General features: G+C 63.7%; 14 protein-coding genes. 1 reads left to right on the top strand and 13 read right to left on the bottom strand.

Translation table 11 applies throughout. From position 1 onward, the window contains the following. Positions 1–211: 211 nt before the first annotated feature. The 10 genes from PCA31118_RS01710 to wrbA all read right to left on the bottom strand — a co-directional run bounded on the left by PCA31118_RS01710 (position 212) and on the right by wrbA (position 11,287). The gene (locus tag PCA31118_RS01710) at positions 212–1,564 is read right to left on the bottom strand and encodes an MATE family efflux transporter (RefSeq protein WP_150622395.1); all 1,353 of its coding nucleotides are present in this window, start codon (positions 1,562–1,564) and stop codon (positions 212–214) included. A 27-nt stretch (positions 1,565–1,591) separates the two neighbouring features. Then, positions 1,592–3,322: an ArnT family glycosyltransferase gene (locus PCA31118_RS01715; RefSeq protein ID WP_150622397.1), complete on the bottom strand. Its 1,731-nt coding sequence runs from the start codon at positions 3,320–3,322 to the stop codon at positions 1,592–1,594. A gap of 314 nt (positions 3,323–3,636) precedes the next feature. Then, on the bottom strand, positions 3,637–3,903 hold the full coding sequence (locus tag PCA31118_RS01720; protein WP_044456172.1) for a type B 50S ribosomal protein L31: 267 nt from the start codon (positions 3,901–3,903) through the stop codon (positions 3,637–3,639). A gap of 149 nt (positions 3,904–4,052) precedes the next feature. Continuing rightward, the gene (locus PCA31118_RS01725; RefSeq protein ID WP_150622399.1) at positions 4,053–4,904 is read right to left on the bottom strand and encodes a M90 family metallopeptidase; all 852 of its coding nucleotides are present in this window, start codon (positions 4,902–4,904) and stop codon (positions 4,053–4,055) included. Positions 4,905–4,973: 69 nt separating this feature from the next. Continuing rightward, positions 4,974–6,605 (bottom strand): MFS transporter, encoded by a 1,632-nt coding sequence (locus tag PCA31118_RS01730; RefSeq protein ID WP_150622401.1) that lies wholly within the window; start codon positions 6,603–6,605, stop codon positions 4,974–4,976. A gap of 71 nt (positions 6,606–6,676) precedes the next feature. Then, positions 6,677–7,210: a MerR family transcriptional regulator gene (locus PCA31118_RS01735; RefSeq protein WP_150622404.1), complete on the bottom strand. Its 534-nt coding sequence runs from the start codon at positions 7,208–7,210 to the stop codon at positions 6,677–6,679. A gap of 152 nt (positions 7,211–7,362) precedes the next feature. Further along, positions 7,363–7,773: a hypothetical protein gene (locus PCA31118_RS01740; protein WP_150622406.1), complete on the bottom strand. Its 411-nt coding sequence runs from the start codon at positions 7,771–7,773 to the stop codon at positions 7,363–7,365. Between the two features lie 677 nt (positions 7,774–8,450). After that, entirely contained in the window at positions 8,451–9,872 is a 1,422-nt protein-coding gene (locus PCA31118_RS01745; RefSeq protein WP_150622408.1) for an FAD-binding oxidoreductase, read from the bottom strand. A gap of 116 nt (positions 9,873–9,988) precedes the next feature. Continuing rightward, positions 9,989–10,429 carry a DUF2069 domain-containing protein gene (locus PCA31118_RS01750; RefSeq protein ID WP_150622410.1) on the bottom strand — a complete coding sequence of 147 codons (441 nt, stop codon included), beginning with the start codon at positions 10,427–10,429 and terminating at the stop codon, positions 9,989–9,991. 270 nt (positions 10,430–10,699) lie between these two features. Further along, positions 10,700–11,287 (bottom strand): NAD(P)H:quinone oxidoreductase, encoded by a 588-nt coding sequence (gene wrbA / locus PCA31118_RS01755; protein ID WP_150622412.1) that lies wholly within the window; start codon positions 11,285–11,287, stop codon positions 10,700–10,702. Between the two features lie 280 nt (positions 11,288–11,567). On the opposite strand from wrbA, the gene PCA31118_RS01760 reads away from it, so the two are divergent. Beyond that, positions 11,568–12,911, top strand: coding sequence for a YihY family inner membrane protein (locus tag PCA31118_RS01760; protein ID WP_246190007.1), 1,344 nt, complete (start codon positions 11,568–11,570; stop codon positions 12,909–12,911). Here the strand turns inward: PCA31118_RS01760 and PCA31118_RS01765 are convergent. The 3 genes from PCA31118_RS01765 to PCA31118_RS01775 form a co-directional block, all read right to left on the bottom strand. Then, a complete protein-coding gene (locus PCA31118_RS01765; protein ID WP_150622414.1) occupies positions 12,908–13,252 on the bottom strand; it encodes an Mpo1-like protein in 345 nt (114 codons plus the stop codon). The genes PCA31118_RS01760 and PCA31118_RS01765 overlap by 4 nt on opposite strands. A 106-nt stretch (positions 13,253–13,358) precedes the next feature. After that, positions 13,359–14,174 (bottom strand): alpha/beta fold hydrolase, encoded by an 816-nt coding sequence (locus PCA31118_RS01770; protein WP_150622416.1) that lies wholly within the window; start codon positions 14,172–14,174, stop codon positions 13,359–13,361. Then, entirely contained in the window at positions 14,171–15,478 is a 1,308-nt protein-coding gene (locus PCA31118_RS01775; protein WP_150622418.1) for an O-acetylhomoserine aminocarboxypropyltransferase, read from the bottom strand. The genes PCA31118_RS01770 and PCA31118_RS01775 overlap by 4 nt, the downstream gene beginning before the upstream one ends. Positions 15,479–15,618 lie beyond the last annotated feature (140 nt).

Below are 15,618 nucleotides of genomic sequence, written 5' to 3' on the forward strand. Positions count from 1 at the left end.
CATGCGACACTGTTGTATGTCGTCAGACAACATTTTATGGAAAGTTCCCTGACTTGCCTTTGAGGGTATACCCGTCTGCGCATGAACATAACGCCGGGTAACGAAGAGATGGGTTGAGCGGGCTGCCGGAATGACCGAAGGGGGCGGGCAATCATCGTTGTCGTACAACTGATTGGCGATTCGCCGGCCAACGACCTCGTTGGCGCCGTCGTCAGCGGGCTTTGACGTGCACGACCCAGCGCAAATACAACAGCAACCCGACGGCGGCCACGGCCACGCTCGCGCTGTTGGCGGCCCAGAAGCCCGTCGCCCCGTGCAGCCATGCAGGGGAGAGCCCGCCGACGTCGAAGCCCAGTACATAGCCGCCGCCAAGACCGACTCCCCACAGCGAGAGCGCATAGATGACGGTCGGCACGACGGCTACCTTCCAGGCACGCAACACGAAGACGGCGTTGACTTGAAGGGCGTCGAAGATGTGATAAATCGCAACGATGGCAAGCAGTGGCGTCGTGACGGCGGCGACCAGCGGATCGGATGTGTATGCCGCAAGCACCAGCGAACGACCGCACCACATCGCCGCGGCCATCACCAGCCCCAGCGTGCCCGCGAGCTCGACACCTCGGCGTCCCACCAATTGCGCCGCAATGTAGTCACGTGACCCGATGGCTTGAGCGGTGAGTGTCGCCGTCGCGATGCCGATCGACATGGGCAGCATGTACATGAGCGCACCGAGGTTCGCGGCGATCTGATGACCGGCAAGCGTCACGTCGCCCAGGCGGGCGATGAAGATCGCCATAAACGAGTAGGCCGTAACTTCGATCAGGTAACTCAGCCCCATTGGCACACCGAGTTTGAGCAGTGCGCGGATGGCCTGCCATTGCGGCCAGCAGAATCTCGTAAAAACGCCGAATTCGCGCAGCGTCGGATGGCGCGCCATCAGCACGAGCCCCAGCGCGCATGACACCCAGTTGATGGCGGTCGTCGCGATGGCGCAGCCGGTACTGCCCAACGCCGGAATGCCGAGTCGTTCGACGCCGTAAATCAGCGCAAGATTGAGCGGCACCTTGAGCGCGAGCCCCGTCACCTGAATGACCATCACGATGCGCGGTTGCGCAACGGCGGTCGAAAGCGACGAATACACGCGGAACAACATCGCTGCAGGCAGCCCGTAGGCAAGCACATGCAGGTAGGCGCTTGCGCGGGCTTCGAGTTCCGGCGTGGCCTGCGAGAGCCGCAGAATGAACTGTGGGTTCGACAGCACCAGAATGCCGGGGATCGCGAGGAATAGCGCCAGCCAGAAGGTCTGGCGCACTTCCTCGCCGATAGCCGAGCGCTCGCCGGCGCCGTACAACTGCGCGGCGATGGGGGAGAGGGCGACCAGAATGCCCATCAGGCCGACATACACGGTGATGTAGATCGAGCCGCCGAGCGCGAGCGATGCGAGGTCGAATGCCGAGGCACGTCCGACCATCGCGGTGTCCATTACCCCGAAAGCGATGACGGCGAGCTGACCGATCAGGACAGGCCATGCGAGCGCGGCAATGCGTTTGATGTCTTGCCACATGGTGGGGACGGTAGGGTTTGCAGCCAATCAGCGCGGGCGCGCTGCGCGCCGCCAGGGACGTTCTTGCAACACATACAGGCGGAAGCGCTCGTCGCGGTCAGCCGCACGGCGGCCCTCCCACAGCTGTCGCCATTCGTACGGTGCGAGCGACAGTGGTTCGCTGTAGTCCTGAGAATCCTGACGCAGCAGCACGTCGCAATCGTCGTCGGACGAGCCGAAGCGCATGTTGCCGAAGTAGGCGAACGACGCGAGCTGTGCGTCGCCCACCCGTGCCGTGCGAATGCAGGTGTAGTCGGCCGGCAGATGCGCCGTGATTTGTGCGGCCACGTCCCGATACGTTCTGCCGTAGTTCACGACCGGCAGCCAAAGCGTCATGAGCAGCACCCACATGAGGGTGGTGCCGCCGGATGAGAGCACCACACTGCGCCACAGCACCTTGGGGCTGCGCGACACCCGCCACGCCACCAGTGCCACCCACGCGCCGGTGACGATGAGGGCGCTGATCAGCGTGATCCAGCTGAATTCCGGCTGAAAGCCCGGTACCAGGCGCCGCAGGTTGCGTGCTGTCGAGGCGGGGAAGCCCGTAATACCGGCCAGCCAGACGATCCACACGAAGCCGGCCAGCACGGTAAAAGACAGCACGGCGAACCAGTCGATGGCGTTGACCGTGCCGCGCTTGAGGGTGGGCAGGCCGAACGCGGCAATGATCGAGAGCGCCGGCAACACGAGCATGAAGAGCTGGTTGCCCTGATGTGCTTGCAACACGATCAGCACCAGCAGGGTCACGGCAAAGACGAGCGAGATCGCGATGTGCGGCGCGCGTCGCATGCCGCGCCACGAATACAGCGACCAGGCGGCGAGCGGCCACGCCGGCCAGGCGAACAGCGCGAGGTTCTTGGCGATGTAGCTAAGCGAGCTGAGTGTCGGGCCACTGAAAGCGTCGACGCCGATATCGGCCCATTCGCCGAGCCAGCGGCGCGCACCGTCGGCAAACTTGAGTGCGGCAAGCGGCCAGGTGCAGGCAATGAGCAGTGTGATCGGCGTGGAGACCAGCAACAACATGCGCAGCGGCAGCGCCCGGCAAACGATGGCCGCGACGACGCCGGCGATCCACAGCGAGAGCGTCATCAATGGCGACGACGCGAGCGCCATGCCGCCCAGTGCCAGACCGAACCACACGGCGCCCTGGCGCGGCTTGTCGAGGCTCCGTACGAGACCGTAGATCGCCATCGAGATGAGCGTGAGTTGGCCGACCGTGGCCGTCGTCTCATGGCCGCGCTCGGCCAGCCCGAAGCAGGCGAGCAGAATCAGCAGCGCGCCGTCAGCCAGCGTGCGGCCGTAGTCGCGGGGTTCCGGTTCCCCGCCGAAGGCGTATTTGAACGGTTGGACTTCCGGGCGGCGGCCGAGCAGATAGGTGCCATACCAGATGAACGTGCACGTAATGTAGAAGCAAAGACCCGTGACGATGCGTGCGGCGTCGGGAGCATCGAGCCAGGAGAAGGCGCGGATGGCGAGCGCGCCCAGCCACGAGACGAGCGGGCCGTTGTCGTAAATCGGCTTGCCGGCAATGTTCGGCAGCAGCCAGTCTGCCAGATGGCCGTGGGCCATCGTCCACATGATGCCGAACCCGGCAGCGTCTTCGTTTTTCCACGGGTCGCGACCAAACAACCCCGCCAGCACATAAATGACGCAAATGGCGATCAGCAGCGAACGCGGTAGCGCGCTGGTAGCGGAGGCGGTGATGCGAACTCGTTTCATAGGCAGTACGGCAGGACCGGCGGGATGGCCGGATCGGGAAAACTGAGGAGCGGGCCGGAATCGGCGCGCGGGCAAACTCGTGGTCAAGCCCGCAGCGACGCTCGGTATGTCATCGCACAGGCGCACCCGGGGTACCCGGAAAAGCCGACAGTATGACAGTAACCGGTGGTGTGGCGCAGGGCAGAACCAAGAAAAAAGGGCAGCCTGAGCTGCCCTTTCCAAAGCTTTTCGCAACGCGGGGGTATTGCCCCTGATGCGCTGGCCTGCAAACGTCTGTCAGGCCCCGCATCGCGTTGCGCGGTGTATCGCCAAACTTAGGCGACCTTGCCGCCGGCGCGGGCGCCGAACTTCTTCTTGAACTTGTCGACGCGACCTTCAGCATCCATGATGCGGGTTTCGCCGGTGTAGAAGTTGTGCGATGCCGACGACGTATCCAGCTTCACGAGCGGGTATTCCTTGCCATCGACTTCGATGGTTTCCTTCGTCTGGATCGTCGAGCGCGAGATGAACTGGAAGTCGATGCCCGGGGTCATGTCCTTGAACACGACTTCGCGGTAATTCGGGTGAATGCCTTCTTTCATGATGGACCTTGAGTTAAGTCGGTAGCCAGTCTGCGCGAGCCCCTTGCCCGCTAACGCCATCGCCGCCTTGCGACGGGAAACGCGTCAACCACTTTCCGGATTTGGAAAACGCGCATTATGCCATGAAAATCCCGATTTTCGCAAAGTTTTCATGGGGTTGCGGCAGCGCCGGGCGGCAGGGGCTCCTGGCCGTCGGGCGGCGTGGAGTGCTGCGCCGCCGGATCTTGCAGGAAATAGCGTGAAAAGAGCGCGTACAAGGTCGGATATTCGGCGAGAAAGGCCTCTGGGGCGACGAAGAAGGCTTCGGTGCATACGGCGAAAAACTCCGACTCGTGTTCCGTGGCATACGGATCGATCAGGGACGTCGATGCGAAGGCGTCCCACTCGGCCTCCGGCACGCTCGCCACCTGGTGGCAGAACGCCTCGTAGGCCGGGTCGAAGACCTCGCACCATGTCCCGGTCGTCAGATCGCCGTGCAGACGCCGCAACATGGGCGGCACGCCGTCGGCTTCGCCGTCTTCCATATCGATCTTGTGCGCGAACTCGTGGATGACGACGTTGTACGCCAGCACGTCGCTGGCCTGCACGTCCTGCCACGACAGCACGACGGGACCGCCGTCCCATGCCTCGCCGCTCGCCTCCTGCTCGACATCGTGTACGACGCCCGCTTCGTCCTGCACCGTCTTGCGAATCAGAAATTCGCCCGGATACAGCACGATGCCGGTCCACCCCCGGTACAGCGCCGACGGCAGATTGAGGATCGGCAGGCAGGCCTGCGCGGCCACGGAGACGCACATGGCGTCCGTCAGCGCCAGATCGTGTGCGGTGGAGAAGTGCTTGCCAGCCAGGAACTCGGCGGCCAATGTCCGAAGCTTGGCCAGGTCGGCAGCGCTTCGTCTGGCGAGAAACGGCAATGCGCTCACGACCTCGTGCCAGACGGCATCGTCGATGGTCCTGGTGTGGTGGGAGAGTCCGAGACTGGCGAGCAGAGTCTTGAGCATGACAGGCGTTGCCAAATTGGGCCGGGCGAGGTTGAGCGGTGTGCATGCGAGTGCAATGACGCACAGATTCTAATTTAGCTGCTTCTGGATTGCCGCAAAAATCGCGCCGCACAACGCCACGATGGCGATGAAGTGAAAGCCGTCGATGAACGAGAGAAACGACGCCTGACGTTGAATCATCTGGGCAATTTGCGCGAGCGCGGCCCCATGCGCCTGCGAGGCGGTAACGCCGGCGTGGGTGAGTGCATTGGCCAGCGACTCCAGCGTCTGGGCGAAGATCGGGTTGTAGGGATTGGCGACTTCCGTGAGCCGGGTGCGATGCAGGGCCTCGCGATGTTGTTCGAAGGCGACGATGGTGGACACCGCAAACGAGCCGGAGAGCTGGCGAAGTATGTTCTTCAACCGATAGCCATGGACGAAACTCTCGTGATCGAAGGTGCGAAACGTCAGGTTGGCCACTGGCAGCACGGTAAAGATGCCGAACACCGCCTTGAGTGCGAGCACGCCGTAGAGCTGCGACTGGCCTGCATTCGGCGGCATGGCGCCGAGCCAGAGACTGGTCGCGATCGTCATCAGAAAGCCGCTCACGATCAGCAGCTTCTTGTGCGTGATGAACTTCGCGATGCGGAAGTAGACGAGCAGAAGCATGACCGTGAGTAGTGCCGAGTAGCCGAGCAACTGGCCGGTGTGTTGCACCGTAAAACCGAGGCCCTGTTCGAGCAGGCGCGGCATCAGGTAGCTCTGCGTGTTCGCCAGGTAGTAGTAGGCGGCATAGAGCAGCAGCCCCACCTGAAACTCGCGCCGGCGCAGCGACTGCAGACGAATGAACGGCGCCGGATGCTGCCACTGGTGGTAGCCGAACCACACCAGTGCGCCTACGCCAACCACGGTCAGCAGCGGGAGAACGGGCGTTTGCAGCCAAAGTGTGTAGCGCATCTCCTGGAGCACGACCTGAAACGCGCCCATGGCGAGCGCGAAGGCCATGAACGGCGCGAACGGATAGCGCCCGCCCGCCGCGCGATCGCGCAGACGGCCGACGTCGGGCACGGCAAACCAGGCCAGACCGGCAAGCAGGACGGCAGGCGGGGCGGTGCACAGGAACAGCGTGCGCCACGTGTATTCGGACACAAGCCATCCGCCGATCAATGGTGCTGCCGCAGACCCCGTGAACAGTAGCAGGGCGAACGTCTGAATCGCCTTGCCGCGGCGCTCCGCCGGCACGCTGACCTGCGCGAGAATGCGGCACGAACTCATCCAGCTGCCGGCGCAAAAGCCCTGAAAGGCACGCGCAATCACGAGTTGTGTGACGCCCTCGCTGGTGCCGGCGAGCATGGCGCCGCAAGCGTAAAGCAGCAACGACGCGCTGAGATAGCGTCGATAGCCGATGCGCTCGACGAACCATTGTTGTTTAAGAATCGCGAGCACGGATGCGATTCCGTACGCCGTCGTCATCCACACGAATTCCTTGGGCGACGCATCGACGCCGCCTGACACGTAGACGGCGAAGTAGACGAGCAGTGCGTTTTCGAAGAACTCGAGACCGGGGATCAGGCCCAGCGCATAGCGATAGGCTTCTACGCGCATGGGGCGCAGCGGGTCGGCGCCACCGCCACCGGTACCGCCGGTGCCACCGGATGTCGGCCCGCGCGGAGGCGCAGAGGCAGCGGTGGCGTTGTCTGTGGGCGGGGCGACGGATGTCATGGGGTGGGTGCGATGCCGGGATGATTCAAGAGCGAGCGGGGCCGAGTCCAAGTCGGGGCGGGCAGTTCAAGTTATCGCGAAGACGCCTTGTGCGCTTTCGCCGCGCGCTCAGCCAGCAGTTCATCGGCAGGCACGCCGCGCAGACGCTGCTCGATGTATTGGAGATCGTGCGCGATCTGCGCTTCGAGCTTTTCCGCGTCACGCAATTCACGTCGCACCTGCGCCGTGCGCTCGCGCAGCGTTTCGAGCTGGGAGGTCAGCGCTTCGCGCACCGCTTGCAGGTCCTCCTCGTTCATTCGGGATTTGCCCGCCTCGACCATCCGGCGGGGGCGTTTGAGCATTTCCGTGATCGCCGCAATGGAGAAACCGAGCGAGCGCATACGCAAAATGCGGCCGAACGTTGCCAGATCGGCTTGCGTGTACATGCGGTAATGGCCGCCGCTGCGTGCGGGAACGACGAGATTCAGTTCCTCGTAATACTTCAACGTACGGGCGGTGACGCCAAGGGCGGCAGCCGCCTGGCCGACGGTGAGCAACGCGGCGTCGCCTTCCGGTGCATCGGAGGGGCCTGCAGCAGGGGAGTCGGGAGCGAGATCTGCGGACATTGGGGTGCCTCCGATCAAACGATGACCGGATCATAGCACAACCTATACGTGAACGTGCAGGTTTGAGTCCTGCGAAAAAGGAACGGCCCGGCGCCCCTCGACATGTGCGTGTCGGGGATCGCCGGGCCGAAGGGCGTCGATGTGTGGGGGGCTCAGCGCGAAACCGGTTGCGTCGCGGTTTCCCAGCGAATGGCACGCACGCCGGCGGTGTCGCCTAGCGTGGAGACGAGGTGGACGAGTGCGGCGCGGCGGCCCCGGTCGCACCGCAGGACATAGTCGAGTTCGAGCAGATAGCCGCCCGAGCGATTGGTACGGGTCGCCGTCTCGGGCGAGATCCGCTGGGTGCGCAAGGCGTTGCATACCGCCGCATCGATTGCGTCGGCCTTCGAGGCCAGCGTCAGTACTACCAGGCGGTATTGCGGCGTCGGTTGCGCCGTCTGCGTGGCGGCCGCCTGCCCCGCGATGCGGTTCGAGGCGGCGAAGTTCGACGTCGGCGCTGGCTTTGTCGACAGGCGTGCGCGCGCACGGTCGAACAGCGAAGGGATAAGCAATTGCAGCGTCATGGTGTCCTCCTGAAACAAGGGCCTGAGACGGCGGATGCCGGGGCTTGGCGTGTGCATGGCGCGTCGCTTCTCGCAACGTCAGATCGCCCGGCGGGGGAACCAACGCGCGAAACCACGTGCGATGCGTAAATTCGACGCAAGCGTCGGCAGGCTTCTGGGCACTGCTGGCGATCGACGGTGACATGTCGGACGCATTGCGGTGCTTTGGGCGTGCCTTGTGCCGGATGAGGGATGCCCATCCGGCAAACAAACGCTGAACTGCGGGTCGATGCGGGAGCGCGCGTAACGCTAGAAAAAGCGAAAAGTACGAAAACTACGAAAAACGCGCGAAAACCGGATCGCTACCAGAGGTACTGCATGGCCTGAACGCCATCGAAACTCGGTGCGATCGATGCACTACCGCTGCGGCATTGCGGGCCGGCAGCGGCAGTCTGTGACGACTGCGGGTTACCGGGCCAACGCGTTGTCGGTCTTTGCCGACGCTTGCGTGCTACTAGAGCAACTGCCCACGGAAAACTCCGTCGTAATTGGAAAGCATCGATTTTAGGGATTTGGCGCGTGTCTGTAAAGGAAATGGCCAGGTTCTGCGCCGTTTTGTCGCGAAATTGACGACATTTCTCCGAAATTTGGCGATTTTTGAATGCGAATCGCCATGCGGAGCGCGCCGTCCGCCGACGTCAGTCCGGCAGCACCTTGCCGGGGTTCATCAACCCGAGCGGATCGACTGCCGCCTTGATCGCTCGCATCAATGCGATTTCCACGGGCGATTTGTAGCGGGCAGACGCTTCGCGCTTGAACTGACCGAGGCCATGCTCCGCACTGATCGTGCCGCGGTGGGCATGCACGCTGTCATGCACGGCTGCCGTCACCTGCGTTTGGTGTTGCTTGAGAAAGCTGGCGGGATCGACGCCCTCGGGCGCCATCACGTTGTAATGCAGATTGCCGTCGCCGAGATGGCCGAATGTCACCATGCGGGCGCCGGGGGCGATGCGTTGCACGATCGGGTCGGTCGCGGCAATGAAGGCCGGGACCTGCGAGACCGGCACCGCGATATCGTGCTTGATGTTGAGTCCCGTTGCGGATTGCGCCAGGGGAATGCTCTCGCGCAAATGCCAGAGCGCGTTCGATTGCGTGAGACTGTTCGCGACGATGGCGTCGCGCACGATCCCTTGGTCGATGGCGCTATTGAGGATGCGCTCCAGCAGATCGCGCGCGTGAGACTCGCTTTCGTTGTCCGACAGTTCGAGCAACACCGATTGGGCATAGGGTTGCGCAAAGGGGTAGCGCTGCTGTTCGAAAACCTGCGCCACGAGCTTCAGGCAGAAATCCGACATCAGTTCGAAGCCCGTTAGCAGGGGACCGGCCATGCGTTGGGCGAGATTGAGCAGCGCGAGCGCGTGTGCCGGGCTGTCGAGGGCGGCGAGTGCGGTCATGCGAGCGACGGGCTGGGCAAAGAGTTTTAGCGTCGCCGCCGTGATCAGGCCCAGCGTGCCTTCCGCGCCGATGAAAATGTCACGCAGATCGTAACCGGTGTTGTCCTTGCGCAAGCCGCGCAGGCCATCCCACAGCTCGCCTTGCGGCGTGACAACTTCCAACCCGAGACACAGCTCGCGGGCATTGCCGTAACGCAGCACCGCCGTGCCGCCCGCGTTCGTGGCGAGATTGCCGCCGATGGTGCAACTGCCTTCGGCGGCGAGGCTCAACGGGAAAAGGCGTTCATGAGCGGCAGCGGCCGCCTGCACATTGGCCAGCAGGCAGCCGGCCTCGGCGGTGAGGGTCATGTTATCGGCGTCCACCTGACGGATGCGGTCCAGCCGTCGCAGACTGACGACGATCTGGCGTCCGCTCGCGTCGGGCGTGGCGCCGCCGGCGAGACCGGTATTGCCGCCTTGCGGCACCATCGGCACGCCGTGCGCAACGCACAGTCGTACGAGCGCGGCAACCTGGGCGGCGTCGGCAGGGCGCATCACGGCGAGGGCGTTACCCACATAGCGTTTGCGTTGATCCGTGAGGTAGCCGCTCGTGTCAACGTGGTCTTGCAGTACATGGTCGCGACCGAGCAAGTCGCGACAGGCGGTAAGGAAAGCTGAGTCGTTCATGGCAGGGTAGGCGTCGCCACGGTTGCATTCAGGGCGTTCGGCGCATTTGGGGCGTACGCGAAGCCCCCGGTCGACGGTAAAGGCATGGCGCTCGTCATGGGCGTCGCCAGGTCCGACTACCGCGCTTGCGCCGCACGGGCTTTGGCGGCGCGCTTGAACGGTCGCAAATAGCAGATCGTCGCCAGGAAGAAGACGAGCGAGAGCAGCGTTTCGATCCAGGCGAGCGAGGCCGACGCGCCGGTATCGGTCATGCCGCGCACCACGCCTTCGGCGAGAAACAGGAGGATGAACATGCTCGACCACTGCAGCGTGTAGAGATTACCGCGCAGCACGCCGCGCAACGGCAACAGCAGCAATACAGCCTTGAGTACGAGCCAGGAACCGCCCGGGCGCAGCGGCGCCAGCCACAACTCCCACGCGACCGACAGCGCAATCAGCGCCAGCAGGCTCGCGACGCTAACCTGTCGCAGCCATCGAGCGTTGCGCGAATCGGCGCTGCGTCGATGGGTGTTGTCTCGTACTGCCTCATGTGACGGGTCGGGCGGTGTAACAGTCATTGGCTTGTCTCTGGGGCCGGTCGGTATTCCGAGGCCGAATTCTGAGGCCGCTATTCCCAGGCCGTTATTCTCAGGCCGCTATTCTCAGGCCGATGTTCTGAGGCCGATGTTACTGCGTGCTGACGGGCGAGCAGAAAGCGGGCAACGGATTGACGCAAGACGACGCATTGCGCCCCTTCGATCTATGCGCCGGTCCGGAACTCGCCACCCCATTCGGGCCGACGGTCGACGCGATCAGGACCGACAGGGACGTCGATACATGATGAACGCTCATTCTGCCAGTTTGCAGGCGGCGCGTGCGAGTCGCGCGCCGAGTGCCGTCGCGAGCTGACGTTCGTCCGCCGAGAGCGGGTTGCCGTCATGAGCGAAGTGCGTTGCGCCATAAGGCGAGCCGCCGGTGCGCGTGCTGCTCAGCGCGGGTTCGGTGTACGGCAGTCCCATGAGCAACATGCCATGGTGCAACAGCGGAATCATCATCGAAAGCAGCGTGCTTTCCTGCCCGCCGTGCAGGCTTGCGCTGGACGTGAACACGCAGGCCGGCTTGCCCGCGAGCGCGCCTGACAACCACTGCGGCGTCGTGCCGTCGAGGAAGTACTTCAGGGCTGCGGCCATATTGCCGAAGCGCGTGGGCGAGCCCAGGGCGAGACCGGCGCACGCTTCGAGATCGTGCAATTCCACATACGGCGGGCCGCTGTCGGGAATGTCCGGCGCACTGGCTTCGCATACTGTGGACACCGCCGGCACGGTGCGCACGCGCGCCTGCGCGCCCGGCACGCTGTCGATACCCGCGGCGATGCACTGAGCGAGTTGCGCGGTCGTGCCGTGACGGCTGTAGTACAGGACGAGGATTTCGGTCATGAAGGTGATTCGAGCGGTCAGGTGCGGGCCGAAAGTCGGGCACTCGGGCGGCAAACGCGCCAAAACCTTGTGTCCGGAGTGAAAAGCCCGCGAAAAGTGCGGGTATTATAGGGCGTTCCTAATGGTGTGACGCCTTGAAGACGCGTAGCGAAGTGCGAAGCGTCTCATGCCTGCCGGCATGTCTCGTCGTCTTCCGACTCCGGGGGCATGCCGATCCCGCGCTTGCAGCGCCCGCGCGTCGCGCCGATGTCGTACCCATGTTCTCGCCGAGGAGCCCGATTTGCGCAAATTGTCCCGCATCAACTGGAGTCACGTTCGCCAACTGCTGAGGTACGCGCTAGCGCGCGCGCAGGACGATCGGATTCCGCAAGTGGCGGGCAGTCTGACGTTTACGTCGATCCTGTCGATCGTGCCGCTCTTCGCCGTGATGTTCGCCTTGTTCACGGCCTTTCCGATCTTCAATTCGTTTCGCGACGCGCTGCAGAGCTTCCTGCTCGAGCATTTGATGCCCGAAAGCGTCAATGCGCAGATCTTCAGCTATCTCAATCAATTCGCGTCGAAGGCGAAGAGCCTGACGGCGTTCGGCTTGATCGGTTTGCTGGTAACCGCCGTGCTGACCTTGATGACGATCGAATCGGCCTTCAACGTGATCTGGCGCGTGCCGCGTCCGCGCCCGCTGGCCCAGCGGCTATTGATTTACTGGAGCCTGCTCACGCTGGGGCCGCTACTCTTTGGCGTGAGTCTCTCGATCAGTTCGTACATCTTCACGCAGTCGATGTCGCTCGTGAGCACGCTGCCCCCGGCTGTGGCGTCGATGCTGAGTCTGATCCCGCTGGCCTTGACGAGCGTGGCATTCATGCTGATGTACGTCTACATGCCGAACTGCAAAGTGGATTGGCGTGACGCGCTCGTCGGCGGTGTAGTGGCTGCCCTGGCTTTCGATCTGACCAAGCGCGGCTTCGGCCTGTATATCCGTCAGTTTCCGACATATACCGCTGTCTATGGCGCGTTCGCCGCGGTGCCGATCTTCTTGCTGTGGATTTACCTGTCGTGGCTCGTGGCGCTGGCCGGTGCGACGATTACGTCGGTGCTGCCGGCATTGCGCCTGGGGCATTTCCAATACCCGCGCTTCCCAGGAAGCGATCTGCTCGACGGTCTCACACTCATCCATCTGCTCAATCAGGATCGCGAGGCGGGCGGGGGCGGCTACACGACTCAGCAGCTGGCGCGTCTGATGCGCACGAGTCTGGAGCATGCCGGCGACTTGCTGGGCCGGCTCGAACGCATGGGCTGGGTCGGACGCCTCACCATGCAACCACCCGCCGAACGCTGGCTGTTGTTGGCCAACCCGCGCACGACGACGCTCTCGCCGCTCGTTGCCCAACTCGCGCTCAATGTCGACGAACTGGCGCGGCAAATGGAGCGTCATGCGCTGGACGGCGCGCACGTGGCCGATATCCTTCGTGAAGGGAAGTGGGACGTTTCCCTGGCCGATGCGCTGCCCCGCGACGCTTCGCTGGATGCTACGGAAGCGGAAGCTGGTGCTGATGACGACGCCGAGGCCAGCAAGTCCGCCAACGCCAATGTCGGCCGGGGCCGGCAGTCCGACCCGACGACACCCTAAAGCTTGATGCGCCCCACGCAGATATCGCGAAACATCACCCAGTCGCCCATGAGGCTGTAAATCGGGTGACGAAACGTGGCCGGTCGGTTTTTTTCGAAGAAGAAATGGCCGACCCACGCGAACGCGTAACCACAAACGATCGCCGCGAGCAGCCACCATCCGTCACCCGTGAGCGCGAACGTGACCAGAAAGGCGATGACACCCCACGAGCCGACGAAATGCAGGCGGCGACAGGTGGCGTTCCGGTGTTCACCGAGATAGAACGGGTAAAAATCCGCAAACCGCTCGAAAGTTCGCGCGGCCGACGGGGGATCCCGCTTTTCACTTTCACCCTGATTCATGGCAGGCCTCCTTGTCTATCTGCCGGGGCGCAACGTCGACGGGGGGGCAGTCGCGCTAACATTCACGCAGTTTCGCTTCATCTCTCCCCGTTTCGCCCCATTTCGCTCAATCTCGCATAAACCGGTTGAGCGCATCGAGCAGCGCGTCGGGCTGTTCCGACATGGTGGCGTGGCCGGCGTCGACGATCGCCGTCGTCACCGGTACGCCGGCCTCGCGCAAGGCATCGAGCAGCGCCTGGGCAGCGCGTGGCGGTGTCATCTGATCACGTTTTCCGAGTACGGCAAGCACCGGGCACCGAATGCCAGCGGCCACATCCGTGCCCCGGTCATAGCCATTGCACGCTTCAAAATCCGTGAGAAACACCTTTGCGGGGTTGCGTTGCGCGACGCGCTCCATCAAGCGTTGATTGCCGCCCCACGTCCAGAATCCCGGCCCCGGCGCCGACGGCTTGGCCGCCAACGTGCTGTGCGACCACGCATTCACCATGGCAATGGCGCTTGGCTCGCGCTCTGCGGCGGCTTCCAGCAATGTGTCGGAGACCTTCATCGGGTAGGCGGTGCCCACGAGCGCGATGCGCGTCACGCGTTCGGCATGCCGCGTCGCTGCATCGAGCGCGATCAGCGAGCCCATGCTGTGACCGACCCATGCGGCGGTGTCGATGCCCGCCGCGTTCAGCACCGAGACTACCCAATCGGCCATCTCGCCAATCGACGTGAGCGGTGCGCCGGTGCTTCGATGATGACCGGGCAGGTCCAGTGCAAGCACGTTCATGCCGTGATGCGCCAGATAGCGGCTCTGCAGGGCCCAGACGCTGTGATCGTGCTGAGCGCCGTGAAGGAACACGACCGTCGGCTGTGTCCGAAGCAACGGTTTTCCGCCGGTGTAAGCGTAGACGTTTTGACCTGCGATTTCGAAATTCATCGACCTTGCCCCTTCGACGCCGGTTTGACTGCGGCTTTCAGGCCCCGCTTGAGATCCTGAATCAGGTCGTCGGGGTCTTCGAGTCCGATGGACAGACGCACTGTGCCTTCGCCGATGCCCGCGCCCGCGAGGGCGGCGGCGTCCATGCGGAAGTGCGTGGTGGACGCCGGGTGAATGACCAACGAGCGTGCGTCCCCCACGTTGGCGAGATGTGAGAACAACTGCAATGCCTCGATGAAGCGTCGACCGGCTTCACGGTCGCCCTTGAGGTTGAAGCTGAATACGGCACCCGCGCCGCGCGGCAGCAGGCGTTTTGCCAGCGCGTAGTCGGGGTGAGAGGGCAACTCAGGGTAGGCGACGCTTGCCACGGCCTCATGACTCGCCAGAAATTCAACGACCCGACGCGCGTTGTCCACGTGACGTTCCATGCGCAGCGGCAGCGTCTCGACACCTTGCAGCAGTTGCCATGCCGCCTGCGGATGCAGGCACGCGCCGAAGTCACGCAGTCCTTCGCGGCGCGCACGCAGCAGGAACGGCGCGACGGAGCTTTCCTCGGCGAAGACCATGCCGTGGAAACCTTCGTATGGCTCGGTCAGTTCGGGAAATTTGCCGCTTTTCTCGAAATCGAATGTGCCGCCGTCGACCAACACGCCCCCGATGGTCGTGCCGTGCCCGCCCAGGAACTTGGTCGCCGAGTGATACACGAGGTCCGCGCCGTGCTCGAACGGGCGGATGAGCCATGGCGTGGTGAAGGTGCTGTCGACGAGCAAGGGCACCCCGGCATCGTGTGCGATGGCGCTGACCTGTGCGATGTCGAGCACATCCAGTCCGGGATTGCCGAGCGTCTCGCCGAAGAACAGCCGGGTTTCGGGGCGAACGGCGGCACGCCAGGCATCGATGTCGCCGGGACGCACGAACGTCGTCTCGATGCCGAATCGGCGCAGCGTGTAATGGAGGAGGTTGTGGGAACCGCCGTACAGCGCGCTCGATGCAACGATGTGCGAACCCGCGCCCATCAACGTGGCGATTGCCAGATGCAGCGCCGCTTGCCCACTGGCCGTGGCAATCGCGCCAACACCGTTTTCCAGTGCGGCCATGCGCTCCTCGAAGACCGCGTTCGTCGGATTGGAGATGCGCGAATAAACGTGCCCGGCACGCTCCATGTTGAACAGGGCAGCCGCCTGATCGGCATCGGAAAAGACGAACGAGGTGGTCTGATAGATCGGCGTGGCACGTGCCCCGGTGGCCGGGTCGGGAGCCGCCCCGGCGTGAAGGGCAAGCGTGTCGAAGTGCGGAACTGACATGTCGGAGAAGGCCTCGCTGATGGTGAGAAGTGGATCCGAACGATGCGCGCATGATCGTCAGGCATCGCCCCCTGGCGGCACGTGACTGTGGCTACCACGCAGTGGCTGTTGCAGTCGGTAATGCGGCCCTTAATGCAGTG

Source organism: Pandoraea captiosa (genome assembly GCF_902459775.1).
Lineage (GTDB): Bacteria > Pseudomonadota > Gammaproteobacteria > Burkholderiales > Burkholderiaceae > Pandoraea > Pandoraea captiosa.

Bases quoted from the DNA above. Each gene is read 5' to 3' on its own strand.
- PCA31118_RS01710 (WP_150622395.1), bottom strand. From the start codon at position 1,564: ATGTGGCAAGACATCAAACGCATTGCCGCGCTCGCATGGCCTGTCCTG.
- PCA31118_RS01715 (WP_150622397.1), bottom strand. From the start codon at position 3,322: ATGAAACGAGTTCGCATCACCGCCTCCGCTACCAGCGCGCTACCGCGT.
- PCA31118_RS01720 (WP_044456172.1), bottom strand. From the start codon at position 3,903: ATGAAAGAAGGCATTCACCCGAATTACCGCGAAGTCGTGTTCAAGGAC.
- PCA31118_RS01725 (WP_150622399.1), bottom strand. From the start codon at position 4,904: ATGCTCAAGACTCTGCTCGCCAGTCTCGGACTCTCCCACCACACCAGG.
- PCA31118_RS01730 (WP_150622401.1), bottom strand. From the start codon at position 6,605: ATGACATCCGTCGCCCCGCCCACAGACAACGCCACCGCTGCCTCTGCG.
- PCA31118_RS01735 (WP_150622404.1), bottom strand. From the start codon at position 7,210: ATGTCCGCAGATCTCGCTCCCGACTCCCCTGCTGCAGGCCCCTCCGAT.
- PCA31118_RS01740 (WP_150622406.1), bottom strand. From the start codon at position 7,773: ATGACGCTGCAATTGCTTATCCCTTCGCTGTTCGACCGTGCGCGCGCA.
- PCA31118_RS01745 (WP_150622408.1), bottom strand. From the start codon at position 9,872: ATGAACGACTCAGCTTTCCTTACCGCCTGTCGCGACTTGCTCGGTCGC.
- PCA31118_RS01750 (WP_150622410.1), bottom strand. From the start codon at position 10,429: ATGACTGTTACACCGCCCGACCCGTCACATGAGGCAGTACGAGACAAC.
- wrbA (WP_150622412.1), bottom strand. From the start codon at position 11,287: ATGACCGAAATCCTCGTCCTGTACTACAGCCGTCACGGCACGACCGCG.
- PCA31118_RS01765 (WP_150622414.1), bottom strand. From the start codon at position 13,252: ATGAATCAGGGTGAAAGTGAAAAGCGGGATCCCCCGTCGGCCGCGCGA.
- PCA31118_RS01770 (WP_150622416.1), bottom strand. From the start codon at position 14,174: ATGAATTTCGAAATCGCAGGTCAAAACGTCTACGCTTACACCGGCGGA.
- PCA31118_RS01775 (WP_150622418.1), bottom strand. From the start codon at position 15,478: ATGTCAGTTCCGCACTTCGACACGCTTGCCCTTCACGCCGGGGCGGCT.